This is a genomic window from Streptomyces sp. NPDC055140 (genome assembly GCF_053607285.1).
This window is the reverse complement of the sequence record NZ_JBSGTG010000002.1, coordinates 16740-41477: the sequence shown is the minus strand read 5'-3', so window position 1 is coordinate 41477 and position 24738 is coordinate 16740. Positions and strand designations below refer to the sequence as shown.

Below are 24738 nucleotides of genomic sequence, written 5' to 3'. Positions count from 1 at the left end.
CTCGAAGATGGCATCGAAAGACCGCTGTCCTTGCCGTCGTGGTCACGCAGCCCAGGTCAGCGGCAAGGTTCCGGGCCTACTGCACCGTCCGCTCACGGGACGGCGATGATGCCCTGGGCCTGGTTGGTAAGGAACTCCTTCCAGGTCGGGCCCGTACGGCGCGGGGCCGGTTCGATCCCCGGCGCGTGCAGGATCTCCCAGACCGTGGACGCGGCGATCGGGTGCCGAGGCGGGTCAGCTCGCCCTGGATCCGCCTGTGCCCCCTCTGTGTGTTCTCTCGAGCGAGCTGCAGGATCAGCTTCTTGAGCGCCGCCCTGGTCGGCGGCCGTCCTGTGAGGGTGCGCCGGACGTCGTAGTCCCACCTGACCAGGAGCACTGCATTCTCATGGCGGAGATCAAGCAACTCGGCGTCCTTGGTGCTGTCGCGGCGCAACAAAACCGGGGGACGGACAGCAGCCTGCGGGCGACATTGTTCCGCCGCTGTAGTTGTGCGGGAATCCGAGCCACACGGGGGGCATCTCCTGTTCGATCGCGGACCACATCGGCCCGGGTGCGAGTACGAATCACTCCGAGGAGTTGACCACTGTCGGGAGTGGAGATGCGTGGGCGGTGGTCTGGCGACCGGTTCGGTAGCGGCCCGGGGTCGTTCCGATGATGTTGGTGAACGCTGCGATGAAGCTGCTGGGGTTGGCCCATCCGCAGGCGAAGGCGGTTTGGGTGGTGTCGTGGCCATCAGCGAGGAGCACGAGCGCGTGGTAGATGCGTAGCTGCGTGCGCCACTCATAGAAGGTCATGCCGAGTTCGTCGCGGAACAGTCGGCTGAGGGTGCGGGTGCTGGCTCCGATCGTCTTCCCGAGTTCGGCCAGCGTGGTGCTGTCTGCCGGCGTCTCGCACAGCATCCGGGCAATGGCTTGCAACCGGTCGTCCCGTGGCTCCGGCAGGTGCAGTGGCCGTTCGCGTGCTTCGCGGAGTTCATCGACGAGTACTCGAAGGAGACGAGAGCGCGCGGAGCGGCTGTAACCAGGCGCGGCGTCATCGTAGTTGCGGGCGCCCGTCAGGGCGAGCAGGACCTCGCGGGCGAGGTCGGAGGCCAGGAACACCGCGGGGCGGTCCGGCATGAGCCGGGCGAGAGATGGCACGAGAAAGACGATCCGCATATCGGTCTCGCCGTGGGCGCGGTGGTAGTGCGTGAACACGGCGGGGGTCCAGGCGACCCGGTTGGCGGGAACGATCGACGTGCCGCGCTCGGTGTGAACTGCCAGGACGCCGCTGGCCGCGTATACCAGGTGTCCCCGTGCGTGCGACTGCACCACGCTCGTTTCGCCGGATGGCCACAGGTGGCGCCCGCCGGACGGCCACATATGTGAGGTCACACCGGCGGTCTGGCGAGGTCGGCGGCGAGCAGGCATCAGTTGGCATCGTAGCGGTAGCAAGCCACACCGTGAACTGGCGAGACTTCCTCCATGTGGACTGGTCTTCAGTCGGGCGGAGTGCCCAACCGAACCACATGTCGTCGAGGCAGCGTGCCTCGATGCCGCGGCTTGAGAGAGAAGGAGAAGCGCATGGCGACGTTCGTCCTCGTACCTGGCGGTTGGAAGGGCTCCTGGTCGTATGAGGCGGTGATTCCGCTGCTGGAGCGTGCCGGTCATGCCGTTCACGCCCTGACCCTGCCCGGCCTGCGGCCAGACGATGACAAGGCGACGGTCGCGACCGCCAACCTCGACACGCACGCCGACGACGTATTGCGGCACCTCGACCGCAACCACATCACCAGCGCGACGCTGGTCGGCCACAGCTACGCCGGGATGGTGATCGCCGCCGCCGCCGATCGCGCTGACGGCCGGATCTCACGACTGGTGCATCTCGACGCCTTCGTACCGCGCAATGGCGAGTCGTGGTGGTCGTCAACAAACGAGTACTTCCGGGAAGTCGCTGCTGCTGGCGCTGCGGCCACCGGCTACGCCATCCGACCACCGGACGGCGGCGATCCCCGCCGCCGCCCCCATCCCCTCGCCTCGTTCCTGCAAACGATCCGGCTCACCGACACGCTCGCCCAGGTCCCTCGCCGGGAGTTCATCTACTGCTCGGGGTGGGAAGACCGGTCGCCGTTCGCCGTTCGCCGAACTCCGCACCCGCCTCCAAGCCGATCCCGAGTGGCAGGTCCACGACCTCCCAACCGGCCACGACGCCATGCACGAGGCACCGGAGGCGGTCGCCGCACTGCTGCTCGGCGAATGAACCGCGGATGCATCGACAGGGTCTGTCATGGGGACGGAAAGCGATGATGCAGGACTACGTCCGCGGCCTGCTGGGGCCTGTGGCTCGGAAGAACAGCTGGGTGCGCCACGAGGCGCCATGTGACCGAGCGGATGTGGTAAGCGGCGTCGACGCGGTCGTTGATGGCGGAGTTGGCTCTGACACGACGGTGACGCGACTCGACGTCGGATGAAGGCAGGGTGAGTCAGGAGATTGCCCGGAGCCGGCTGGGGGACCGGCGGCGGAGTTGGTCGACGGCCTGGGCCGTCCTCTCGTCCGCGAGGAGGAAGACGACCAGTTGCTGAGAGCCCGAGGAGAGTTCGAGTGTCTCGCGGAGTAGCCGCAGTTCGGATCAGGACGTGTGGTTGAGGCGGAGAGCTCCACGTTGCGGAACCACGTGACGGTTCAGGCGGAGCGTGAAGTTGGGGCTGGCGATGGGGGCTAGTTCTGCGGTGAACCACTCGGAGTTCTGGACGGACGGTGCGAGCCACAGGTCGAAGACCTGCTCGTCCGCGACGTCGTCCCAGTCGGCGAAGAGCGTCCGGGCGCGAAGGCCGGTGAAGAGGTAGCGGGTGAGGTTCGAGGTGTCGGCGTCGAGCAGTCCGGTTCCGTTGGTCACGGACTCTGCGGCTGCCGGATATTACATCCGCCCAGGGCAGGTGGCATTCCGGCACTCGTGGATCACTCCGCCGAGTCGGTCTCGGCGGCGTATCCTTCGAGGAGAGCAGCGAGGACAACAGCGTGGGGCAAGCCCCGATGTCGCCGGTGGACACTGCGGGTGCCGACAAATCATCCGCCCAGGTGAAGGCATTGATCGCCGATCTTGGGCCGTATTCGCCGCCCGCCCCGCTGTCTTCACCTGTACGCGGCAGGACGGCAGGATGACCTGTCATGCTGCTGCGCCTGGCCTACCTCACCGCGACGACCACCGTCGCGCTCGCGCCTGGTGCCTATGAGTGACCGGGAGAAGGACATCGAAATACTGGCGCTGCGGCACCAGTTGCTCGTCCTGCAGCGCCAGGTCGGCAAGCCCGCGTTCAACGATGCCGACCGCGTCGTCCTCGCTGGCCTGCTCCACCGCCTCCCGGGGGAGAAGTTGCGGCATGTCCGGGTGCAGGGCGAGCACATGCTGGACGGCCCCGGGCTCGGTGACCAGGACGGTGGGGTGCGGACCGAGGCGCAACGCGGCGACCCCACCGAGCTGCTTTAGCGCCTGGGTCAGCAGGCTGACCAGTTCGCCCCCCTCGGTGCGCCACTGCTCCACGCACACGGAGTCCAGTTCGGGGACCGGACGGCCCGTTCCGGAGAGCCGCGGGGCGAGCGGCTCGCTACCGGCGTCGGTGGCCACGGGTCTCCTCCTGCCCGACCGTCGGATCCGTCCCGTGAGGGAGCGTCGGCAGCACGGATTGTACGGGGTCCGGCACGCACGGCGACAGCCCGCCCGCGCCCGAACCCTCCGCGGCTGCCCTCACGCACGCGACTCGGAACCCGTCACCAGTACTCCAGTTGTGCTGCCAGATTTTCGGGGAGGGCGTGCCGGTTCGCCTGCGTCACGACGACTTCGATGCCGGCGCGCTGTTTCAGGGCGTCGGTGAACGGGTCGCTGTGCGCATGAACGGTCGCGACCACATCGATGCCGGCTTCGAAAACGAATCGGACGGCCGCCCTGAACGAGGCGGCGGCCAACTCCATCCGGCCGAGCTCGTCGATGAGCACAAGCCGACCGGGAACAGGATCCGCCGAAGCCGCCATCAGAGCCGGCACCGCCACCCGGTCCATGACGCCCAGATCGACGCCGTACCGTCCCACCTTCGGCGGCCCCGGGAAATCGACATGGGCGAGCACGACGCGGTGTCCCGCCGTCGTCTCCAGAGCGAAACCGACCCGGGAGCCGCCCTGCCGGATCTCCTCCGTGGTGAAGCCGACGATGTCACGGCCGTGCAGCAGCGAGGCCAGCCGGCGGATGGCGGTCGTCTTGCCGACGCCGGGGCGTCCCTCCAGCAGGATCCTCGTCGGCATCTCGTACTCCGTTCCGGGTCGGCAGCCCTCCACCAGGCTCCCAGCGAAGAAGGTCTTCGCCGCCCCGGATCGGCCGATCGGGCGCATAGGACGCCCGATCGGTGATGTTCATGCCGTTCACCGGGTACAGCGGCGTCCATGACCGCAATTGAGCTCAGCAGCACGGCATTCCGCGACCATCAGGCGATCCCACGCCACCACAGTGGGGAGAGTGACGACGTCTCACCACCCTTGACCTGGTCGGCGGCACCGGAGGGTGCGGCCGAGCTGGTCCTGGTCTGCGAAGACCCCGACGCGCCCGGAGGGGCGTTCCTCCACTGGCTCGTCACCGGTATCGACCCGGGGAGCTCCGGCGTGGACGAGGGCGAGACACCCCCCGGCGGCCATGTGTGGCCCAACGACTTCGGACGAGTGGGCTGGGGCGGGCCCATGCCTCCCCCCGGGCACGGGGAACACCGCTACTTCTTCCGCCTGTACGCCGTGTCCGAGCCGCTCCCGCTCCACGGCCGGGCCGGCTCCGATGCGGTGCACCGGGCCCTGAAGGGCAGGGGCCTGGCCAGCGGCACCCTGGTCGGCACGTATCAGCGCTGATCGGGTCCAGGGGCTCCGTACGGCCGGACGAAGCAGGCCGGTCAGCCCGAGGGCCAGCACGGGACCCGAGTCTCGCCCAGGACGTACGTGCCCGTCGCTGATCGCGCCGCGCCAGGCTCCGGTCTCTTCCCCCCCCGGCGCTCGATGAACGCCTTGAAGTGCCCCAGCCCGCCGTGGATCTCGCGCCGGACGACTCCGAGGGCGTCCACCGTCCGCCCGACGGGGCCGTGCGGCGCGTACTCCATGCGCAGCGTGACCCGTGTGTGGTCGCCGTCGCCGACCGTGGAACGGAAGGTGACCGACCGGGTTGGCGCGGTCCGTCCAGGCTCTGCCAGACCAAGCGTTCACCGGGTGTGCTCCACGATCTGCGCGTCGAACACGTGGGTGAGCCCCGGTCACCGGGCGCATCAGGGCCGGACCGAGATGCTCGACGTCCTTCACGCCTGGCGTGAACCGGGGGAAGCTCCCGAACTGGGTCCACTGGTTGTGGGCGGCGCGCGCCGGGGCGGCTCCATCGACCGACGCCTCGATCACGCTCACTACCTGCCCGCTTGCCTCGGGCTTCCATTCGTGTCCAGTGCCGTCACCTTCTACCCGCCGCGCGAGCTGGAACCGCGGTACGCGTTCGGGTCAGGACGGCGTCCCCGGGTCGGTGTACCGCAGCAATGCGCCCACGCCCTCGTACAGCCTCAGCTCGCTCTCCGGTACGACGACCAGTTCGGCACCAGTGCCGACGAGGGTCCGCAGCAGGGCCTCGTCGGCACGCTCCTCGCGGGGTGCCCGCACGCCGAAGGAGACCAGCTCCGCCTCGGTCAGGGCGAGCTGGGCGGGCTGCGGGCCCGCCCACAGCCGCAGGGAGGGCGCGGGCGGGTGGTTGAGGAGCAGCGCCGCGACCTGACCGCGCTGAAGGGCGGCGACGGTGGCGGACAGCCCCTCCGTCGCGGCCAGATGCAGTGCCCGCCGACCGATGAAGATGTCCACGAGCGCCCGGTCGTGCGAGGCCATGCGGCCGCGGAAGGCAATGTTCAGCTGTGGCTCCAGAAGGGCGCGCCGGGTGTCCGTCGGCGTGGGACCCCCTACGCGTACGACCCTGTCCCGCAGGGTGTGCGGGAGGCGGCGGATCAGGACGTTGGACGCCCAATCGTCCCCGCCGATGACGACGGCGTCGGCGCAGGCGCGCCGCGCCCATTCGTCCAGCCGGTGGCCCAGCCGGACCGCGGTGTGGTGCCAGGTCGCCACCGCGACCCTGCGGTGCAGCCGCTCACCCGGGGTGACATTGGATGTCGGCCAGGTCCCGGTCTCCGCGTCCACCCTCACCCAGCCGTGGGTCTTGGCGGTCGGCAGCCCGCCATAGTGGACGGTCACGGCCAGGTAGGGGATCTCCGGGATGTGCTGGGTGACCAGGGGCATAGCATCCGGCAGCGTGCCGTAGCGGGCGGAGTCGTGTGCGGGCGGCCTGGGCAGCTCCCCGTCCAGTACGAGCGCTCCGTCCGCGGCGAAAACTGCCTGCCCGTGGATCCCCGGTACCTCCGTGTCGACGCCGACCACCTCCTCCAGCACCTCGAGTAGCGCCCGGTCCGCGCCCTGACGGGCCAGGTTGTCGCGCAGCCGCCGCCAGCGCAGCGCGATCGCCCGCTCGGGATGCTCGACGTCACGCGAGGTGTCCAGGTACGCGGAGGCGAACGGGCCGGGCTCCGCGTACAGGGGCTCCAGGAACGACAGCCTCATCGCCACTCCTCGTAGACGTTCTCCCTACGTTCGATGATGCGCGCTTCGGCCCAACATGTTGTCGAATTATTATTCGAATAGTCTCAATGTATCGATGCTTCAGGGCAGCGGAGGCGGTAGGCCAGGGTGTTCGGGTGAATGAGGAGTACGCCCGCCGCCTCGTCGTTGCGTTGGACCCGTTCTCTCCAGGTCAGGGCCGAGGCGTCCAAGGGGATGCGGCTGATCGTCCGCAAGGAACGGCCTCACCCCGGGGCCCAGTTGCGTTTCACCGACCTCGACGGACTGAGGCTGACCTGCTTCGCCACCAACACCAAGGGCGGCCAGCTCGCCGACCTCGAACTGCGTCACCGACGGCGGGCCCGCTGCGAGGACCGGATCCGAAACGCCCGCGACACCGGCCTGCGCAACCTGCCCCTCCACGACACCGCCCAGAACCGGATCTGGCTCGAGATCGTCTCCATCGCGCTCGACCTCCTCGCCTGGATGCCGATGCTCGCGCTCACCGGTGACACCCGCCGCTGGGAATCCAAACGACTCCGGCTCCACCTGTTCTCCGCCGCCGCCCGGCTCGTGAACACCGGCCGCCGTCGCTGGCTCCGCTTCACCGCCCGATGGCCCTGGACCGACACCATCACCCAGGCAATCGATCGCCTCCAGGCCCTGCCGAACCCCGGCTGACCAGCTACTTCGACCATCCCAACAACCGCACCACCCCCGGAGAGTGGAACCCGGCGCCCACCCGACGCGACAACCGTGTAGGTGCCAAGAACTACGTCCGGGCTGGTCACGCCGCATGTTGGTATTCGTGCAGGGTGCCGCCGAGGCGGTCGCGTCGATGGACCTCGAGGTGGGTGAGCCGGTTGGGTTCGCTGATCGGTTCGGGTAGGGGACGCAGTAGCGCGGCGCTTGCCAGTGCGGTGGGGGCGATGCTGGTTGTAGAACTGCTCGTACTCACGCAGGGTGTGGAGTAGATGGGCCTGGTTCCAGATGAGGGTGCGGTCGAGGAGCTCGGTCCGGCACGTTCGCACCCATCGCTCCATGATCGCGTTCATGCGCGGCATCCGGACGCCGGTCTGTATGACCTCGATACCTTCCGCGTGCAGGACGGCGTCGAAGGAGGTCGGGTAGCGAACGTCCCGGTCCCGGATCAAGAACTTGACCTTGGCGCCCGCCAGGGTTTTGGTCTCGAAGAAGTCGGCGGTGAGGATGGCCTGTCCTTGAGAACGGGGGCTCACACCCACGTGTGCCGGGTGCCGACGCAACGTCGTCGGCACCTCACGGTGGGCCGCGGCCGCCGCCTCGTGTGCGCGGCACGCGGCCTCCGACTGCGAGAACCATGACGCCTGCGCCCTCGAGTGGGGCGCGCTGCTACGTCTGGTCGATCGGACCGCGCCGGACTGCAAGGACGGCGGCCTCCCGTCCATGGCCGCGCGAAAAGATCGGATCTCTTGCTTCAATACCCCTTGTGGCTAAGGGGTGTTGACTGCATCATTCCCGGGACGCGGGTTCACCTCCGAGTATGGGAGTCACTTATATGAACGAGAGACACATCTCGGCCGCACTCTCCCGCCCATCCCGGCGGACCGCTCTCACTCTGGCCACCGGAGTGGGCGCAGCCACGCTTCTCCCGCAGGCCGCCTCCGCCTGGGCCGCTTCTGCCGCCAACGTGGGGGCGGGCGCGCATTCCACCGATGTCTCGCCCCATGAACGGGTCGCGCGCGACGCCTCGTTGCGTTGGCGCACGCTGCCCGCCGACTGGAAGGACGGCGCACTGCTCGGCAACGGGCTGCTGGGCGCCGTCGTCTCCAAGGGCGCCGCCGCGAACACCCTCCAGGTGATGCTCAGCCACACCAAGGTGCAGGACCAGCGCGGGCAGTGGCGTGCGGCCATCGGCTACTCCCGGCTGCCGATCGGCTGTCTCACCCTCAGCCTCTCCGGCGAGATCACCGCCGTCGACTGGACCCTCGACCTGTACGACGCCGAACTGCGCGGCACCATCACCACGGTCCGGGGCAGCGTCGCGTTCAGCATCCTGGTGCACAACTCGCGTGACGCGCTGGTGGCGTTCACCGAGCCGAGCCCGGGGGAAGAGGATGCGGCCTGGTCCTTCACCTGGATGCCCGCCACCACGTCGCGCACAAAGGACAAGCCCGCCGACTACGTGGGCAACCCGGACCCCGCGACCGGCACTGCCGAGGGCACCTCCTATGTCGAGCAGCCGCTGATAGCGGGCGGCGGCTGGACCACGGCCTGGCGCGAGCGCCGCGACGGCACCCGCCGGGTGCTGGCCGCCCATGTCGTGTACCGGCACCCGGAGGAGCTGAGCGGCACCACGCGCCTCGCCCTCGCCGCGGTCGACCGCACCCTCGCCGCCTCCACCACGGGCCTGCTGAGCGAACACCGATCCTGGTGGCACCGCTACTACCGCCGCAGCTTCGTCTCCGTACCCGACAAGCGAATCCAGGACTTCTACTGGATTCAGCTGTACAAGCTCGCCAGCGCCACCCGCGCGAACAGGCCGTCCCTGTCCGAGTGGGGGCCGTGGTACCCGGAGACCGGCGGCAGCTGGACCGCCGTCTGGTGGAACCTGAACGTGCAGATCGCCAGCTGGCTGCTGCAGGGCTCCAACCATCCCGAACTCGACTCCGTCACCTCGACGTTCAAGGCCTTCGAGGCAGAGCTCCCCACCTCCGTCCCCGCGGAGTACCGTGACGGCGATACCTACGCCCTCGCGCACCCCTCGGACTGGATGCTGCGCACCGGCGGAAAGACGGTCGGCGTCCCCGGCACCGCCTCCAAGACCGACAACACCGGCAACCTGCTGTGGGCGCTGCACAACATCTGGCTGAGCTACCGCCACTCCATGGACCTGGCGATCGTCCGCGACGTGCTCTACCCGATCCTCACCCGCGCGGTGAACTTCTACGACCACTTCCTGTACGAGGGTTCAGACGGCGCCCTGCATCTGCCGCTGACCCGCTCACCGGAGTGGGCCGACGCCGAGGACTGCACCTACGACCTGTCCCTGGTGCGCTGGGGCTGCACCACCCTCCTGCAGTGCCTGAAGCTGCTGCGCACGACGCACCCCAAGGCTGCCCGCTGGCAGGAGATCCTGGACCGGCTCACTCCCTACCCGCAGGACGCGACCGGGGTGATGGTCGGCGCGAACAAGCCGCTCACCGAGTCGCACCGGCACTTCTCGCACATGCTCTGGCTCTTTCCGCTCGCCGAGTACGACCACGCGCGCCCCGCCGACCGTGCCCTGATTGACACCACCTTCGACCACTGGGTCAAGGACCGTACGCAGTGGGCGGGTTACAGCTTCGCCGCCGCGTCCTCGATGGCCGCCCGGATCGGCCGTCCCGAGCAGGCCCTCGACCTGCTGACGTACTTCACCGATGGCAACGTGTTCCGCAACTCCCGGATGACCGAGAACACCATGTACGTCGAGGGCGGCAACCTCGCCGTCGAATCCCCGCTCACCGCAGGCCAGTCCGTGCTCGACATGATGATCCAGAGCCACTCCGGGCCGGTGCGGGTCTTCCCCGGTGTGTCGGCGAGCTGGCCCGACGCCAGTGTCCAGGGCCTGCGCGCCCAGGGCGCCTTCCTCATCGACGCCGACCGGGCCGACGGCGCCACCCGATGGGTACGGGTGCACAGCGAGGCCGGCGCGCCGCTCGACCTGGAGCACGGGATCAGCGGGGACATCGACGTACGGGACGAGCAGGGGCGACGTTTGCCGTACCGCACGACGGGTGTCGGGCGCGCTGTGATCCAACTCCCGAAGGGCGCCGTGGTGTTGGTGACCCCTGTCGGCAAGAGGATCACCGGTCCCGCACCGCGGGACGTGCCCGCACTGTCGGCGCGGCGCCCCTGGGGACTGCCGGACTGAACGCGGAGTCAGTGCACCGGCGCGGCGGACTCGGGAGTGATGTTCTTGTTGAAGCGGAGCAGGCTGTTGGTCGGTGCCTGGCGGTAGTTGGTTGCGGGCCCGGTGGGGGCGGTGCTCGTTGTCGTGCGGTGCGTAGGCGGCCAGGACCTGTCGGGCGTGGGCCTCGTTCATGATGAGGACATGGTCGAGGGCGGCCTCGCGCCGGATGCTGCCGATCACCCGATCGCAGTGAGCGTTCATCCGAGAGGCCCGCGGCGCCCATGAGGATCTCTATCTCCTCGGCTTTGAAGGCGGCCGTTTTCCGTCGAATTGCCGTTGCGGCAAGCCGAGTTGGTGGCGGAGTGCCAGCATCTCGGCGTCCTTCTCGCGGTCGGTCATCGGCAGCAAACGTAGTGTTGCGAACGTCTGGGTCACAGGGAGGTAGGCGAGGCGGACGAGCGCATGAGCAGCAATCACGCAGGATGGCGAACGGGTCACGTTCTGGCTGAGCTGACCTGCGCGGATGCATTTTCTGGCACGCACAGGGTCACCAGCGCTGTGGAGGAGCGACTGCATCGGGGGCTGGAGCGTGAGGCCTGTGACCGTCCCTCGCGGTGCTGGTCGCGACCGGGGGTGGGGCAGCCCCGGACCGGATGTCGGGGCCGCCGGGCGGCCTATAGTCGATCTCATGAGTCGTTGGCAGGAGCTGACCGGTGGTACATCGGGAGATGCGTACGCCGCGCGCTTTGCTGCGCTGGCCCGCAACGGCAAGGATGTGCATGGTGAGGCGCGTTTCTGTGCGGCCCTGGTGCCCGCTGGGGCGCGGGTGCTTGACGCCGGATGCGGCACCGGACGGATTGCGATCCGGCTGGCGGAGCTGGGGTATGACTGCGTCGGGGTCGACCTCGACGCCTCGATGCTGGACGTGGCGCGGGCTCACGGACCTCAGCTGCCGTGGTTCCGGGCCGATCTCGCCGAGTTCGATCCGGCCCGGCTCGGCATCGCCGCGGACTTTGACCTCGTCGTTGCTGCCGGGAATGTCTTCCCGCTGCTGGCCACCGGGACCGAGGGTGCGGTGGTCAAGCGCCTGGCCGGGGCCCTGCGTCCGGGCGGCCTGTTGGTCGCGGGTTTCGGCCTGGACGCCGCCCACCTGCCCGTGCCGCCCGGTATCACGCTGCCGGAGTACGACGCGAGTTGCACTGCGGCGGGTCTCGCCCTCGTCGACCGCGTTGCCACCTGGGACGCTGACGCCTACGACGGCGGTGGCTACGCCGTCAGTATCCATAAGGCCAGCCCCTGACTCAGTTGTCCAGCTTCATGACCACAGGGGTCAAGCCCGCTGCGGCGGAGCCCTGAGAGCCGAGAAGGAGCCAGCGCCCGTTACGAGAGCGTGACTGCCCCGAGCGGCTGGGGGTCAAGGGGTCGCAGGTTCAAATCCTGTCGTTCCGACTTGTGTTGTCGCAGGTCGGAGGCCGTTCTCTCGTGATCGAGAGGGCGGCCTTTCGTGTGTTCCGGGGCGTGGTGGTCGCAGTGTGGTCGCACGACCTGGGCGGTGCTGGCTGGCCGTGGTGCTGAAGGCGGGCGGGGCAGGCTTGCGCAGTCGGCGGAAGGCTTCGCGGACGCTGCGGATGTGGTCGCGTGGTGGTCGCGGCGGGCTTGGCCGGTTGGTTCGAAGGCTGGTGGTCTCGGCCTGAGTGAGGGTGCGGTCGACGGCTTCGCGTGCGGCTTGTTGGGTGAGGTGGCTGTAGAGGTTCGCGGTGGTCGACAGGGTGGAGTGCCGCAGGGTCTTGGAGACCACGGTGAGCGGGACGCCCGCGGTGATGGTGATGGTGGCGGCCAGGTGTCGCAGGTCGTGAACGGTGATTCTGGGGACGCCGACTTCGTCGGAGAGCCGGTGGAAACGGTTGAGCACTCCGAGCGGGCGGCCGTCGGGCCGACAGAAGACCAGTCCGGCGAACGGATCGGCAGCATCGCTGTGGGTGCGAGGAACCGTACGTGCCCGATGCCGCAGCGCTGCGGCGACGCGGGGTGAGATGGCGGCCCAGCTGCGGCTCGATCGGGTCTTGGGGGTGGTGAGGACGAGGCGGTTGTTGTCGATGGCGGAGAGCGTGGAGCGCAGGTAGAGGACGCCCTCGGAGAGGTGGACGGCGTCCCAGCGCAGGCCGAGTACTTCGCCCTTGCGCATGCCGGTGCCGATGAGGACCTCGAACAGGTCCGCCATGTAGGGGTCGGCCTCGTGGCAGTATGCGAGGAAGCGGACCGCTTGCTCTGGTGTCCAGATGCGCCGCTCCGGTGAGGGTGGCCGGCGCAGGACCGGGGGACTGGCGGGGTTGTGGGGGAGGCGGTGCTGGCGGACGGCGTCGCCGAGGGCGCTGGAGAGAGTGGCCAGGCACCTGGAGAGGGTGACCTTGCCGCGGCCGGCGGTGAGTTGGCTGGTGGCGAAGGCGGCGATGTGCCGGTGCCCGAGCTGCTCGAGCTTGAGGCTGCCGAAGCCGGGGATGAGGTCGTTGCGGACATGGTCCCGTACCGGGCCATGGTGGTCGGCTTCAACACGAGGTCCTTGGCGGAGAGCCAGGAGTTCAGGTAGTCGGCGACCGTCTGGTTGGGGTCGGCGTCGAACCCGCCCGCCTCGCCCTCGAGGAATCGGTGCAGTGCTTGCTCGGCGTCGTCTTGGCTGGCGAACCCGCCCCGGCGCACGGTCGCCCGGCGGTCAGCCGGGGCGGGGACATCGACGGCGAAGGTCCACGTCCCGTGATTGCTGTCCGTGACCAGATGTGGACAGTGTGCACCGAGATGGTGACGGCGAATGTCTCGGCAGCCGCAGCGGCGGTAGACACGACCGCGGCCGGCGGTGGTGGTTGTACGCATGGGGATCGCCTCAGGGTGCGGCAGGGGAGGCCGACACGTCCAGCCTCCGTCCAGTGCGACCACCAGGCGACCACCATGACCTCGGCATGGTCTCTGACCTGGTCATATCCCTTGATAGGGCGCAGCTCTGCAGACCGCCAGCAGATTCTTCGTCTCCTGGTGGACCGCAGTTGCACCCCAAGCTGACCAGCGGAAACAGTAGATGGTGCGGCTCTCTGGCGGGGCCTGGTCCGGATCTTGGTCCGTATCGGCTTGCGCAATGTGCTGCTGCTGGGCGGGGCCTTCTCGGACCAGCGCTGTGATCGGCAGTGCGACGAGCTGGATTCCGCCGGGGGCCTCCCCCGTTTGCCGAGCGCGGCCGCCGAGTTCAGACGTCAGGGCGGCGGCGCCGGGCAGGCCATTGAGGCAGTCGGTCGCCTTGTGGCCTTCGGCGGTCACTGAGTCGCAGCGGAACCGTTCGGACGCTGCGGAGGCGGAAGCAGGAGCGGCAGTGAGGAGCACGGAGGCGCCAACCCCGGGGGCGACGCAGCACGTCGTAGGGGAGGGGCGGCCAGGGTTACCAGGCGCTGCTCCACCCGGTTGTGCTGGAATACGAGTCCAGCAGGTCCACCACGAAGACCAGGGTCGAGCCCGCCGGGATCAACGGCGAGGGCGACTGCTTGCCGTAGCCGAGACGCGGGGGAACGATGATCTCGCGCCGACCGCCGACCTTCATCCCCCTCACCCCTCGGTCCCAGCCCTTGATGACCTTGCCGCTGCCCAGGGCGAACTTGAACGGCTGGCCCCGGTCCCAGGAGGCATCGAACTCCTTCCCGGACTCGAAGGTCACCCCGACATAGTGGACCCTGACCACCATGCCCGGCTTTACCTCAGCCCCGTCCCCGACGACCAGGTCCCGGATGGTCAGCTCGGTAGGAGCGTCACCCTCCGGAACGTCGACCTCGGGCTTCGTCAGTTCACTCATTGCAGCCTCATCACTCTCCGTCGGAAGCCATCGCACGGACCAGCCGGACACCTGAACACTCCATGCAGAAGATGGTCACGCTATCGAGAATGCCGGTCCCCGGAGCACTGCGGCTGCCGGATATTGCATCCGTCCAGGTCAGGCGGCATTCCGGTGCTCGTGGATCACTCCGCCGATTCTATGAATTCGCAGGCCAGGAGGACCTCGGCTTGGGAGCGCAGGAAGTCGGCCCAGGTGGTGGTGCTGCGGTCGGGTGCGGGGTCGATGCCTTCGATTGTGGGGATCTTCCAGACGGTGGAGGCGGCGACCTTGATGCCGAGTGTGGCGAGTTCGCCGTGCACCCTGCGATAGCCCCACGACGGGTTCTCCCGGACCAGGTGCAGGATCAGCGTACGGATCGAGTGAACGGCGGGTGGGCGGTCTGGTCTCTTCGGGCGGCAGGTGTGGGCGTGGCGCTGCTTGATCAGGTTGCGGTGCCGGCGCAGCACGGTGTCGGGTTGGACCAGCAGCCGGTGCCGGCGCAGAGCCTGGCGCGGGAGCGGCATCAGTAGAGCGGCGGGGAAGGCTCGGTCTTCCGAAGTGAACTTCACTCGGTCCGCGCCGAGCTGCCGTTCGAGGGCCGTGATCTGGTGGCGTCGCAGGGCAAGGATCTCCGCGTCCTTGTCGCAGTCGCTCATCGGTAGCAATCGCAGCATGGCGAACGCGTTGGTGACGGTCAGGTAGGCGAGACGAAGCAACTCAAGCGCTCATCCTGCCGCAGCACCGCACAGGCCCTTGAGCTGCACGGACGGCATTCTCGGCAGGCGCAGGCGCAGGCGCAGGCGCAGGCGCAGGCGCAGGCGCAGGGTCGGGGTCGGGGAGCGGGTGGTGCTGGACAACTTCTCCCGCACAAGCACGTCAAGGTACGCGCCTGGGTAACCGACAACGACATGGAGTTGGTCTTCCTGCCGACTTACGGTTCCTGGCTGAACTGGATCGAGGCGGAGTTCGCAGCCCTACGCTACTTCGCGCTCAACGGCACCGATCACCGCAGCCACGAGGAGCAGAACGCTGCTATCGGCGCCTACGTCCGCTGGCGCAACGCTCGAGCGAAACCGAAGACACACTTCGCCCCGATTCATCAATCCGATCATGGACTGATTACCCGGCCAAGGCTGCGTGACGGGCCACTAGCTTGTGCCGGCGGGCGGGTCGGCGTAGACGCCCTGCAGCATGCCGGTGGCCTGCCCGACTTCGATGAGATAGCCGTCCGGATCGCGCAAGTAGCACCGCAGCTCGGCCTTGCGATCGATGGGTGGCGTGAGGAACTCGGCGCCCTTCGCGCTCCACTCTCGGTGACATGCCTCGATGTCGGCGACACGGAGGTTGAGGAAGCTGCTGACCGTGCTCGGGTCGGTGGGCGGGCGCAGGATGACGTCTGGCTTGTCTGGGGTGGGGCCGCCGCCCGGATTCATGATGATCCATCCATTGGCGAGCTTGATGGTGCAGGGGTTCTCCTCGAGCACCACCTCACCGCCGAGAACGTCGGCGTAGAAGGCGCGAGATCGGGCTACGTCGGTCACCGTCAGAAAGTGAGTGAGGAGGAGCCCGGAATCCGGGGCAGGAAAACCGTCACCGTGCATGCAAGGCCTCCAGGTAAATCGGATGTTTCCTTTCATAGTGGTGGATGGATGTTCGCGAGCACGAATGAACACGGCTGGGAGGGGAGCCAGTCGTGTTGTGGCGTCGACGCTCCAGTCACGCTCGTAGCGCGGGATACCGGTGAACTCTGCGCCGGCCGAAAATCTCATCCGTGCATCTCAGGCGGCATGTCGGTACTCGTAGATCACTCCACCGAGGCGGTCGTGCCGACGTATGTCGAGGCGGGCGATCCGGCCTGGATCGGCAATCGATTCGGCGAGGGCGCGTAGCCCGATCTGCTAGCGCTGTTCAGCGTGGCCACGCAGAGACCGCCGGACAGCTCTTGGTCACAGCCGGCGACAACCCTGAACGTCTGCGCACGGAAGCCGCGTTCGCAGCCTTGTGCGGCGCCGCGCCCGTCCCGGCATCCTCCGGGCGCACGACCGGCGTCGACTCAGCCGTGGCGTGACCGCCAGGCCAACTGGGCCCTCCACATGACCACGGTGGTGCGGATGCGCTACTGCCCTCGCACCCGCGTCTACGTCGCACGCCGAACCCAGCAAGGGCTCACAAAAAGGCCACCATCCGTTGCCTCAAGCGCTTCATCGCCCGCGAGGTCTACCACGCACTCACCCGCACCCGCGCCACCATCTCAAAGGCTTGACGTCTATAGAAGCATCACGGCCTACCAGGGCGCTGGCCGACCGGTCCGAGTACCGCTTCGACGCCGTCACCTCAAGCGGTGGGAGCGGCGGCATAACAGTACGCATGCCGAGATCCGCTGCCTCGGTGAACAGGCCACGGCCACCCTGAAGGGATGGCGTCTCCTGCGGAAACTCCGCTGCAGCACCAACCGCATCACCGACATCTGTGAAGACCGTCGTCGTCCTTCATCACACCTCAAACCGAGGTTGGAAAGGGCTCCTTGTACCCAGGCGGTCAGTCGGAGATCCGAGCTGGATCGCTTCCCTCCGAACTGCCAAGTGCCCGAGCCTCCTGGGAGTTGTCCTCGGCCTGAAGACGGGTAATGACGGCACGGAGCTCCACCGAGTACCACTCCAGATGGTGCGTCAGCTGACTGCGAATGGGTGGGCTCGTGCGGTACATCGACGTTACGAGGTTGTGCCATGCTGCACGATTGTTCGCCGTGACGTTCAGTCCCTGGCCAACCAGTTCTTGGAAGTACATGCAGTACAACTCGGCCAGGGAAGCGATCCGACTGGCCTCTGGATGATCGGACGGGGCGGGCACGTCGTCGAAGAAGAACGGACGCAGTTGCGGGTGCTCCAGAAGGACGAGTTTGATCTGAACACCGACGTCGTACGTCGCCCCGCGGGCGGCGGACCTGATGCTTTCAGTGAGATGCCGTAATTGCACGAGAGACGGGGCAGCACGAGTGACCATCCTGCCGCGCCGTGCGATCGACGCCGTGACTGCGGTGACCTGCTCGGACGTAATTATCGGCACACGCAGGGTGCCGAAAACCCCATCCACGGCCTGAGACGTGCAGATTTGCGCAAACGGTCGGTGATCGCCGGATCAGCGTGTCAGGCTGATCGATCGTGCTGCTGGTACTGCCCTACCTCGCCATGTCGAGCATGTTCGCCTTGATACGACTGCTGCCGATGAGCAACATGGACAAGGACATCGAGATATTGACGCAGTGGTCCAACCCCGAACAACTCCATGACCTGCAGCGATCCGAGAATGGTTCTGCGTTGAAGCACGGAAAGTTGGCGACCACTCAGCCCCTGCCCCCTACACCCCGTACCATCGGCCGCCGTGACCGAACTGGTGGGGGAACTGCGGCCCGGTGATCCCGCCGTGCTGGGCCCATGGCGGCTGATGGGCGTGTTGGGTGAAGGCGGCATGGGTACCGTCTATCTGGGACGGCATGGGCGGCGGATCGCCGCCGTCAAGACGGTGAAGGCCGAGCTCCTGCACGCGCCGCACGTCGTGGCGAGGTTCCGGCGCGAGCGCGAGGCCATCAAGGCCGTTCGGAGCCCGTTCGTCCCGCGCCTGCTCGGGGCCGATCTGGGCGGGCCCGTGCCCTGGCTGGCGACCGAGTACGTGGCGGGGCCGACCCTGGAGCGGTGCGTCGAGGAGCACGGCCCGCTCCCCGTGGGCACCGCGTGGGCGCTCGGCGCCCGGCTCGCCTCCGTGCTCACCGCGCTGCACAGCACCGGGGCCGTGCACCGGGACCTCAAGCCGTCGAACGTCCTGCTCGCCGCCGACGGGCCCCGCCTCGTCGACTTCGGCATCGCCCGGCTGTCCGCCGGGACCAGGCTCACGCTCACGGGGCAGCGCCCCGGATCCGCCGGGTACATGTCGCCCGAGCAGATCCTCGGGCACGAACTCGGGCCGCTCAGCGATGTGTTCACGCTGGGCGCCGTTCTCGTGTACGCGAGCACCGGTCACCACGCCTTCGGCGGCGGGCCCGTGCTCGCCGACTACGGCATCGTGCACGAGGAGCCCGACCTGTCCCGCGTACCCGGGCCGATGCTCGACGCCGTACGCCGCTGCCTGGACAAGGACCCCGGACGGCGCGCGGCCGCGCGCGACCTGGCGGCGCTTCTTCGGGAGGCGCCTGCCGAGGGGACGGCGACGGGGTGGCTGCCCGCCGACGTCGTCGCCGACATCGAGGAACTGGCCCGCCGGGCCCGGGAGGTGACCGGCCTCCGGGCCGCCCCGCTGTCCCGACGCCGGATGCTGCACCTGGCGGGCGGTGCCGTACTGCTCGCCGCCGCCGGGGGCGTCGGATGGCGGTGGTACGACAGCACGCGTGACGGGAACCCCACCGGCGAGGTGCCGCTGTGGGCGGGGGCGCCGGGGGAACTCCCCACGCCGCTGTGGGACGTGTCCGACCTGGACCCGGACATGCCGTTCGGGCCCGCGCCGGCGGGCGACGTCCTGCTGGTCGCACAGGCCGGCCGGGTCACCGCGCTCGACCCGCGCACCGGCGACCGGCTCTGGTCCCACACCGGGGGACGCGCCCCCGCCCCGTCGGCGCCCTGGCCCGTGCTGCTCGGGCAGGACGGGAAGCTGCGCGGCTTCGACCCCCGTACCGGAGACGTCACCTGGCAGGGCCCGGGCGTCCTCGCACGCGTCCTCGCCGCCGGGACGGACACCGTGTACGCGGCCGACCCCGCCGGGCACCTCGTCGCCGTACGGCACGGAGCCCCTGGGCGGCTGTGGCGGTCGGCGCGGGCGCTCGCCCCGGAAGGCGCGACGGCCACGGCGGGCGACGGGCGAATCCTGCTCACGCTCGGCAACGGGACCACGCACGCGGTGGACTCGGCCTCCGGGGAGGAGAAGTGGAGCGCACCGGGCGGAACGAGCGGGCTGCGCCCCGCGTCCGGCGCCGGTCTCGCGGTCCTCGGCGGTGCGCTGCTGCGCGGCCTCGCCCTGGGGGACGGCACCCCGCGCTGGCAGGCCGAGCCCACAGACTCCACCGGCCGGTTCGGGTCCCCGCTGGTGCACGAGGGGCATGTGTACGTTGCCGAAGGCGGCCTGGTCCGCTGCCTGCGGCTCACGGACGGCGACGACGTACGGCAGGTCCGGGGCGCGGAGGGGGCGTACGCGCCCGCGCGGCCGGTGGTGGCGGAGCACGGCCTCTACATACCGCTGGCCGCCGGCGCGGCCGGCATCGCCGCGCTGCCCCTCGCCGGAGACGAGGAGCGCTACCGCTTCGCACCGGCGACCGAGGGGAAGGGGGCGTGGGGGCTGGCCGCGGTGGGCCGCGTCCTCGCGGCGCAGAGCGGCGGGAGGCTGTACGCGCTGCCGCAGTTCTGAACGCGGCAGGCGCCAGGCGGAACCGATCACTTCGCGGTGCTCGTCCTCCACCCGCGGGTTACCGATTCACAGGCCGTCACTGCGCAAGTGCCGGGCGGAGACAGGGGGTTGAGCACCGATGTCCGTGCAGGCAGAGGGTCTTGCCGAGGGGCTCGAAGGGCTGCGGCATTCGGATCCACGCCAGGTCGGGACGTGCTTCCTGCTCGCCCGGCTGCGGCAGAGCGCGGCCACCGTCGAGTACGTGGCCCGGGACGGCGACGGCGCCACGGTCACCCTGCTCGTACCGCACCCACGGCTCGCGGAATCCGCCGCGTTCCGCCGGAGGTTCGGCGAGGAGGCCGCCCTCGCCGCCAGGCTGTCCGGGCCCTGGGTCGCACCCGTGCGGGAGGCCACGGCCGAGCGTCTCGTCACCGCGTACCGGCCCGCCCTCACGCTCGGCACCGCCGTCGCCCTGCACGGCCCGCTCCCCGAGCACGCCCTGCGCGTCCTCGGGGCCGCGCTCGCCGAGGTGCTGGTCCGGCTGCACCGGCGCGTCCCGGTCCATCAGGGGCTCGCCCCGCACACGGTGCTGCTCGCCGCCGACGGGCCCCGCCTCGCCGGCTTCGGGCCCCTCACCGCCGCCACCGGCATCGACCGCGACGGCGAGGGGTTCCGGCTCACGCTCGGATTCCTCACGCCCGAGCAGGTCGCCGGGCGCACGCCCGCGTCCGTCGCCGGTCCCACGGTGGGTCCCGCGGCGGACGTGTTCATGCTGGGGCTGCTGCTCGTGTACGCCGCCACGGGAGGCAGCCCCTTCGCCCCGGCCACACCGGACGGCATCGCCACGACCACGGCCGACCTCACCGGCGTACCCGAAGGACTGCGCCCGCTCCTCACCCGCTGTCTCGACAAGGACCCGGCCCGGCGGCCCACCCCGGACGCCGTAGCCGAGGGCCTCGCACCTGGCGGCGCGGCGGCGCTCCTGAAGTCCGACTGGCTGTCCGGGCCCCTGGTCGCGGAGCTGGCCGAACAGGCCGCCGCCGTCATGGCATCGGAGTCGGCCGCGGCGGGCGGGACCCCCACGGCCACACTCGTCGATCCCACGCCCACGCCCACGCCGACGTCCACAGCCGCTGTCGCCGCGCCGCCCGGCCGCCGCGTGATCCTGGCCGCCGCGGCGGGCCTGGCGGCGGGTGCGGTCGGCGGGTGGGGCCTCACGGAACTCCTGGCCGACCGCCCGACACCGGCCCGGCCCACAGCGGCCAGGTCGAGCGGCCCACCCCGGCGCGTCGCCGGTACCCCGCCCACCGCCCTCTGGCAGTACACGACGCGGGACAGTGCCGGAGCCCCGCCGCTGCTGTGGCATGACCGGAACCTGGTCCTTCCCAGCGGGATCACCACCGTCGGCGTCGACTTGCGCACCGGGAAGCCGCACTGGTCGAAGCGCATCTACTGCGACGACCGGCCGGTCATCGTCCGCGACGACCTTCTGCTGGTCAGGGAGAGCACCCGCGGCCTGCTCCGCTTCTCCGCCGAGACCGGCACCGTGCGGGACTCCGACACGAGGTACTCCCGGCTGGGGATCAGCGATTTCATCGCGGAGGACGGCCCACGGGTGTGGTTCACGACCCCCGACTCCGGCGACTTCGGCACGTACCTCGTCTGCTACGACGCCTGGGAACGCGACGAGGTGTGGCGCACCAGACTGCCCCGCGGCTACGAGTCGACGGACCTCAAGGGCGTCCTGGGCGAGAAGTCCCTCTTCCTGAAGCGCTATCGAGAACCCGACGACATCGAGAAGAAGGACGAGACCAGGCCCGCCCTCTTCCTCGCCGTCAACCGGGTCACCGGTGTGAAGCGGTGGGAGAAGTCCTTCGGCAAGGTGACGGCCAAGGTCCGCTCCTGGCTGTCCCCCGGCGGTGTGCTGTTCGTGGAGGACTGGCCGGCCATGCGGGCGTACGACCTGGAGAGCGGCAAGGAGCTGTGGAAGAACCGAGCGGAGGGCGGCAACACGGCCGGGACCCCACGGGGAGTCGTGGTACGGGGCACGTCGCTGTACGCGGTCGACGGCATCCAGCGCGCGTACCGCATCGACGCCGCCGACGGGAACACGCGCTGGGCCTCCCTCCCGCCGGACGGCAGCGACGGCAGCGACGACTACGCTGGTGTGGCGGTCGGCAGTACGGGCACCCCCGTGTACTCCCTCGGCTCGTCCGTCGTGGCCCGGGACGCCGAGAACGGCACGATCCTGTGGAGCTTCCAGGGCGTCGGGGACACGGAGGACGACCGCGGCACCTGGCGGGTCTTCAGCGGCGCGAAGACCGCCGTCTTCGCGCGCCAGTACAGCAGGCACTACTTCGCCCTCCCGGTCGGATGAGCGCCATGAACGACGACTACGACAACGTCGACAACAACGCGTCGCCGCTTCAGCCCCTCCACCCCGCCGACCCCGTCCGCGTCGGCGGCTACACGCTGCTCGGCCGCCTCGGCGGCGGAGGCATGGGCACGGTGTTCCTCGCCCGGTCCGCGGGTGGCCGGGTCGTCGCCCTGAAGACCGTGCACGAACAGCTGGCACGCGAACCCGAGTTCCGCGTGAGGTTCCGGCTCGAGGCGGAGGCCGCGCGGACCATCGGCGCCCGGCACGGGGCCACAGTGGTCGACGCCGACACGCAGGGAACGCTGCCGTGGCTGGCGACGGAGTACGTCCTCGGGCCGTCGCTCGCCGAGGCCGTCGAGCGACACGGCCCGCTGCCCGAACCCGCCGTACGGGCCCTCGGCGCCCGCCTCGCCCACGCGCTCGCCGACATCCACGGCTCGGGCATCGTGCATCGCGATCTCAAACCGTCGAACATTTTGGTCACCGCCACCGGGCCGAGGATCATCGACTTCGGCATCGCCCGCGCCCTCGGCGCCCGCCGCCTCACCCGTACCGGCCAGGCGGTGGGAACCCCCGCCTACATGTCCCCCGAGCAGGCCGGCGGCCGTGACCACGGCCCCGCGGGCGACCTCTTCGCCCTCGGCGGCGTCCTGGTGTTCGCGGCCACCGGCCACGGACCGTTCCCCGGAAAGCAGGCGGCCGAACTCCTCTACGGCGTCCGGTACGAGGACCCGGACCTGACCGGGATGCCAGGTCCGCTCCGCCCGGAGCTGGCCCGCTGCCTGGCGAAGGAGCCCGAGGAGCGACCCGGCCCCGCCGCGTTCGCGGAACGGCTGAACGCCCCCGAAGGCCACTTCGCCACGCTGCTGCCAGGCCCGCTCCTCGCCGACATCGGCCGCCGCACCGCCGGAGTGTGGGAGCTGCGGCCGACCCGGCTGCCCGGTGCTCCCCCCACCGGCCAGGACGAGACGCCGCCGCCCGCCGTCCCGCCCTCGCGCCGCGGCCTGTTGCTCGCCGGGGCGGGCGGCCTGGCCGCGCTGGCCACGGGCGGTGCGGTGTGGGCGCGCCACGGCGCGGCCACGCCGTCCGGGCCGTCCCCCACGAAGCCGTCCCGGCCGCCGGGACTCGTGCCCGAGCCGCTGTGGACGCACCGGGCCACGGCGGAGGTCACTGTCGAGACGGTCGCGGACTGCGTGGTCGTCGTCTCCGTCGGCGACGAGAAGGACAAGCGGTCGCTGATCGGCCTCGACGCCCGGACCGGGAGGCAGGTCTGGCGCCAGCCCCGGTACGTGGCTTTCGCCGACGCCGGGGCGGGCCGGATCGTCCAGGAGACCCAGTGGTACGGGGACCCCAACGGCTCCCCGCCGCTGCTCCTGATCGACCCGAGGACCGGTGGACTCGCCCCGTTCCCCGGCGAGTTGGGCAAGCCGCCCCTGTACGTCCACTCCGTGGCCGCCCTCGCCGACGGCACGTTCTACCTGTCGGGTTCCGATGCCGGAGCGGAAACGGTGGCCGCCTACGACATGGCGAGCGGCCGACGGCTCTGGCTGCGTCCCACCGGGCACCGGGAGAGGCCGCTGCTCGGAGCGGTGGCCGATGACCTGTTCCTGTACAGCACGTCGATGGACGTCGTCGGCGTGGCCCGCTCCGACGGCCGGGAACGCTGGCGGACCCGGCTCATCGCCCCGAAGGTTCCGAATCTCGGCACTGTGGACGCCCGGGCCATCGCGGACGGCCGGGTGTTCGTGGGCGGTACCGAGGTCCGGGCGCTGGACACCGCGACCGGGAAGGTCCTCTGGCGCGTCGGCAGAGACCGGCCGGTCGATACCGGGTTCCAGCCCGTCTACGGGGTGCCGGTCGTGGCCGACGACGTCGTCCACGTCATCGCGATGGACGCCCACGACCCCGGGGTCTCGAGCGGCGGCTCCAGCAGCCTGCTGGCCCTGCGCGCCGCCGACGGCCGGGTGCTGTGGGAGTACAAGACCCGAGTGGTGCTGCTGTACGAGACCCCGCCATGGGTCCACCAGGGCACGTACTACCTCGACACCGGCATGGTCCGCGAACCGCTGCTCCCCGTCGGCCTCCGGACCCACCGCCCGCCCTGGACATACCGCCGCGACGACGCCGAGGACGACCGCCTCCCCCTGGAGGGGAGGTGGGGCCGTACCGCCCTGCGCCTCGCGGACGGCCGGCTCCACCTCTCCAGCGGCCGGGAGGTGATCACCCTCCCGCTGACCGACTGAAGGCCCTGACCCCTTGCTTACCGCCGCCGGCCAGATGCGTGGGCGGATGGCGAGCAGGTGACATGCGCTGCCGGGTGCGACGCCTGGTGTGGTGAGCGGGCAGCGATCATCAGTCGGCCCAGGATAGTACCGACCTGATCCACACGGTCGCCTGCTGCGGGGCCGCGAGGGTGTCGACCCCCAGGACGTGGACGCTCCCGAGCGAGCCCTGCGGTCCACTGACCTGGAGGACTCGGTGGGAGTGTCCACCGGGACATGGGTGGACGATCGCTGCACGCGGGTCGGTGCTTGGGGTGTAGCCGACGCTGTACGTGAGGAGCTGGTGGATGTTGGCAGCGCTGACGTCGTAGCGGTCGTAGCGCTTGTACTTGGCATCCGCCGGCAGCAGGGTGCGCGTGGATGTGGCATGCCCCGGAAGGCTGAGCAGCAC

20 protein-coding genes and 7 pseudogenes are annotated in these 24738 nt (G+C 69.8%); 12 read left to right on the top strand and 15 right to left on the bottom strand.

Translation table 11 applies throughout. The features are described from left to right. Positions 1–563: 563 nt before the first annotated feature. Positions 564–1310, bottom strand: coding sequence for an AraC family transcriptional regulator (locus ACWFR4_RS04210; RefSeq protein ID WP_453650706.1), 747 nt, complete (start codon positions 1308–1310; stop codon positions 564–566). 252 nt (positions 1311–1562) lie between these two features. On the opposite strand from ACWFR4_RS04210, the gene ACWFR4_RS04205 reads away from it, so the two are divergent. Continuing rightward, entirely contained in the window at positions 1563–2285 is a 723-nt protein-coding gene (locus tag ACWFR4_RS04205) for an alpha/beta fold hydrolase (RefSeq protein WP_453650704.1), read from the top strand. A 176-nt stretch (positions 2286–2461) separates the two neighbouring features. Here ACWFR4_RS04205 and ACWFR4_RS04200 read toward each other — a convergent pair. The 3 genes and pseudogenes from ACWFR4_RS04200 to ACWFR4_RS04190 all read right to left on the bottom strand — a co-directional run. Beyond that, a pseudogene (locus ACWFR4_RS04200) lies at positions 2462–2881 on the bottom strand (MmyB family transcriptional regulator); the annotation flags it as partial. A 288-nt stretch (positions 2882–3169) separates the two neighbouring features. After that, positions 3170–3604, bottom strand: coding sequence for a hypothetical protein (locus ACWFR4_RS04195; protein WP_453650702.1), 435 nt, complete (start codon positions 3602–3604; stop codon positions 3170–3172). Positions 3605–3747: 143 nt separating this feature from the next. Continuing rightward, a complete protein-coding gene (locus tag ACWFR4_RS04190) occupies positions 3748–4275 on the bottom strand; it encodes a nucleoside-triphosphatase (RefSeq protein WP_453650700.1) in 528 nt (175 codons plus the stop codon). Between the two features lie 138 nt (positions 4276–4413). Between ACWFR4_RS04190 and ACWFR4_RS04185 the strand changes: the two genes are divergently transcribed. After that, positions 4414–4866 carry a YbhB/YbcL family Raf kinase inhibitor-like protein gene (locus ACWFR4_RS04185; protein ID WP_375994908.1) on the top strand — a complete coding sequence of 151 codons (453 nt, stop codon included), beginning with the start codon at positions 4414–4416 and terminating at the stop codon, positions 4864–4866. 630 nt (positions 4867–5496) lie between these two features. Here ACWFR4_RS04185 and ACWFR4_RS04180 read toward each other — a convergent pair. Continuing rightward, positions 5497–6594 carry a baeRF2 domain-containing protein gene (locus ACWFR4_RS04180; protein ID WP_453650698.1) on the bottom strand — a complete coding sequence of 366 codons (1098 nt, stop codon included), beginning with the start codon at positions 6592–6594 and terminating at the stop codon, positions 5497–5499. A 207-nt stretch (positions 6595–6801) separates the two neighbouring features. On the opposite strand from ACWFR4_RS04180, the pseudogene ACWFR4_RS04175 reads away from it, so the two are divergent. Then, positions 6802–7272: pseudogene (locus ACWFR4_RS04175) on the top strand (transposase); the annotation flags it as partial. 293 nt (positions 7273–7565) lie between these two features. Here the strand turns inward: ACWFR4_RS04175 and ACWFR4_RS04170 are convergent. Continuing rightward, positions 7566–7634 (bottom strand): annotated as a pseudogene (locus ACWFR4_RS04170) (integrase core domain-containing protein); the annotation flags it as partial. A 494-nt stretch (positions 7635–8128) separates the two neighbouring features. On the opposite strand from ACWFR4_RS04170, the gene ACWFR4_RS04165 reads away from it, so the two are divergent. Beyond that, the gene (locus ACWFR4_RS04165) at positions 8129–10486 is read left to right on the top strand and encodes a glycosyl hydrolase family 95 catalytic domain-containing protein (protein ID WP_453650696.1); all 2358 of its coding nucleotides are present in this window, start codon (positions 8129–8131) and stop codon (positions 10484–10486) included. Positions 10487–10624: 138 nt separating this feature from the next. Here the strand turns inward: ACWFR4_RS04165 and ACWFR4_RS04160 are convergent. Next, positions 10625–10726: pseudogene (locus ACWFR4_RS04160) on the bottom strand (integrase core domain-containing protein); the annotation flags it as partial. 427 nt (positions 10727–11153) lie between these two features. Between ACWFR4_RS04160 and ACWFR4_RS04155 the strand changes: the two are divergent. Then, positions 11154–11765 carry a class I SAM-dependent methyltransferase gene (locus tag ACWFR4_RS04155; RefSeq protein ID WP_453454804.1) on the top strand — a complete coding sequence of 204 codons (612 nt, stop codon included), beginning with the start codon at positions 11154–11156 and terminating at the stop codon, positions 11763–11765. Positions 11766–11879: 114 nt separating this feature from the next. On the opposite strand, the gene ACWFR4_RS04150 is transcribed toward ACWFR4_RS04155, so the two are convergent. Beyond that, positions 11880–12686, bottom strand: coding sequence for a site-specific integrase (locus ACWFR4_RS04150; protein ID WP_453650694.1), 807 nt, complete (start codon positions 12684–12686; stop codon positions 11880–11882). 111 nt (positions 12687–12797) lie between these two features. On the opposite strand from ACWFR4_RS04150, the gene ACWFR4_RS04145 reads away from it, so the two are divergent. Then, entirely contained in the window at positions 12798–13052 is a 255-nt protein-coding gene (locus tag ACWFR4_RS04145; RefSeq protein ID WP_453650692.1) for a hypothetical protein, read from the top strand. 383 nt (positions 13053–13435) lie between these two features. Here ACWFR4_RS04145 and ACWFR4_RS04140 read toward each other — a convergent pair whose 3' ends face one another. From ACWFR4_RS04140 to ACWFR4_RS04120, 5 genes and pseudogenes are all read right to left on the bottom strand, one after another. Next, positions 13436–13771, bottom strand: a complete 336-nt coding sequence (locus tag ACWFR4_RS04140) for a hypothetical protein (RefSeq protein ID WP_453650690.1) — start codon at positions 13769–13771, stop codon at positions 13436–13438. Positions 13772–13889: 118 nt separating this feature from the next. After that, positions 13890–14297 (bottom strand): FKBP-type peptidyl-prolyl cis-trans isomerase, encoded by a 408-nt coding sequence (locus ACWFR4_RS04135; protein ID WP_376609244.1) that lies wholly within the window; start codon positions 14295–14297, stop codon positions 13890–13892. Between the two features lie 173 nt (positions 14298–14470). Further along, positions 14471–14992: pseudogene (locus ACWFR4_RS04130) on the bottom strand (integrase); the annotation flags it as partial. A 51-nt stretch (positions 14993–15043) separates the two neighbouring features. Continuing rightward, positions 15044–15175, bottom strand: a complete 132-nt coding sequence (locus ACWFR4_RS04125; RefSeq protein WP_453650688.1) for a hypothetical protein — start codon at positions 15173–15175, stop codon at positions 15044–15046. A gap of 291 nt (positions 15176–15466) precedes the next feature. Then, positions 15467–15919: a VOC family protein gene (locus tag ACWFR4_RS04120; RefSeq protein WP_100595502.1), complete on the bottom strand. Its 453-nt coding sequence runs from the start codon at positions 15917–15919 to the stop codon at positions 15467–15469. Positions 15920–16248: 329 nt separating this feature from the next. On the opposite strand from ACWFR4_RS04120, the pseudogene ACWFR4_RS04115 reads away from it, so the two are divergent. Together ACWFR4_RS04115 and ACWFR4_RS04110 are read left to right on the top strand one after the other, a co-directional pair. Then, positions 16249–16581: pseudogene (locus ACWFR4_RS04115) on the top strand (transposase); the annotation flags it as partial. A gap of 22 nt (positions 16582–16603) precedes the next feature. Beyond that, positions 16604–16811 (top strand): annotated as a pseudogene (locus ACWFR4_RS04110) (transposase family protein); the annotation flags it as partial. A gap of 45 nt (positions 16812–16856) precedes the next feature. Here the strand turns inward: ACWFR4_RS04110 and ACWFR4_RS04105 are convergent. Beyond that, a complete protein-coding gene (locus ACWFR4_RS04105; RefSeq protein ID WP_453650686.1) occupies positions 16857–17411 on the bottom strand; it encodes a hypothetical protein in 555 nt (184 codons plus the stop codon). 68 nt (positions 17412–17479) lie between these two features. Between ACWFR4_RS04105 and ACWFR4_RS04100 the strand changes: the two genes are divergently transcribed. The 4 genes from ACWFR4_RS04100 to ACWFR4_RS04085 all read left to right on the top strand — a co-directional run bounded on the left by ACWFR4_RS04100 (position 17480) and on the right by ACWFR4_RS04085 (position 24308). Continuing rightward, positions 17480–17734 carry a hypothetical protein gene (locus ACWFR4_RS04100; protein WP_453454785.1) on the top strand — a complete coding sequence of 85 codons (255 nt, stop codon included), beginning with the start codon at positions 17480–17482 and terminating at the stop codon, positions 17732–17734. After that, the gene (locus ACWFR4_RS04095; RefSeq protein ID WP_453650684.1) at positions 17700–19709 is read left to right on the top strand and encodes a protein kinase domain-containing protein; all 2010 of its coding nucleotides are present in this window, start codon (positions 17700–17702) and stop codon (positions 19707–19709) included. The genes ACWFR4_RS04100 and ACWFR4_RS04095 overlap by 35 nt, the downstream gene beginning before the upstream one ends. A gap of 118 nt (positions 19710–19827) precedes the next feature. Next, a complete protein-coding gene (locus ACWFR4_RS04090; protein ID WP_453650682.1) occupies positions 19828–22065 on the top strand; it encodes an outer membrane protein assembly factor BamB family protein in 2238 nt (745 codons plus the stop codon). A gap of 5 nt (positions 22066–22070) precedes the next feature. Continuing rightward, positions 22071–24308: a protein kinase domain-containing protein gene (locus tag ACWFR4_RS04085; protein WP_453650680.1), complete on the top strand. Its 2238-nt coding sequence runs from the start codon at positions 22071–22073 to the stop codon at positions 24306–24308. A 109-nt stretch (positions 24309–24417) separates the two neighbouring features. Here the strand turns inward: ACWFR4_RS04085 and ACWFR4_RS04080 are convergent, their stop codons facing one another. Then, positions 24418–24738 carry a hypothetical protein gene (locus ACWFR4_RS04080; RefSeq protein ID WP_453650678.1) on the bottom strand — a complete coding sequence of 107 codons (321 nt, stop codon included), beginning with the start codon at positions 24736–24738 and terminating at the stop codon, positions 24418–24420.

Bases quoted from the DNA above. Each gene is read 5' to 3' on its own strand.
- ACWFR4_RS04180 (WP_453650698.1), bottom strand. From the start codon at position 6,594: ATGAGGCTGTCGTTCCTGGAGCCCCTGTACGCGGAGCCCGGCCCGTTC.
- ACWFR4_RS04185 (WP_375994908.1), top strand. From the start codon at position 4,414: ATGACCGCAATTGAGCTCAGCAGCACGGCATTCCGCGACCATCAGGCG.
- ACWFR4_RS04090 (WP_453650682.1), top strand. From the start codon at position 19,828: ATGTCCGTGCAGGCAGAGGGTCTTGCCGAGGGGCTCGAAGGGCTGCGG.
- ACWFR4_RS04150 (WP_453650694.1), bottom strand. From the start codon at position 12,686: ATGGCGGACCTGTTCGAGGTCCTCATCGGCACCGGCATGCGCAAGGGC.
- ACWFR4_RS04155 (WP_453454804.1), top strand. From the start codon at position 11,154: ATGAGTCGTTGGCAGGAGCTGACCGGTGGTACATCGGGAGATGCGTAC.
- ACWFR4_RS04135 (WP_376609244.1), bottom strand. From the start codon at position 14,297: ATGAGTGAACTGACGAAGCCCGAGGTCGACGTTCCGGAGGGTGACGCT.
- ACWFR4_RS04190 (WP_453650700.1), bottom strand. From the start codon at position 4,275: ATGCCGACGAGGATCCTGCTGGAGGGACGCCCCGGCGTCGGCAAGACG.
- ACWFR4_RS04165 (WP_453650696.1), top strand. From the start codon at position 8,129: ATGAACGAGAGACACATCTCGGCCGCACTCTCCCGCCCATCCCGGCGG.
- ACWFR4_RS04120 (WP_100595502.1), bottom strand. From the start codon at position 15,919: ATGCACGGTGACGGTTTTCCTGCCCCGGATTCCGGGCTCCTCCTCACT.
- ACWFR4_RS04085 (WP_453650680.1), top strand. From the start codon at position 22,071: ATGAACGACGACTACGACAACGTCGACAACAACGCGTCGCCGCTTCAG.
- ACWFR4_RS04205 (WP_453650704.1), top strand. From the start codon at position 1,563: ATGGCGACGTTCGTCCTCGTACCTGGCGGTTGGAAGGGCTCCTGGTCG.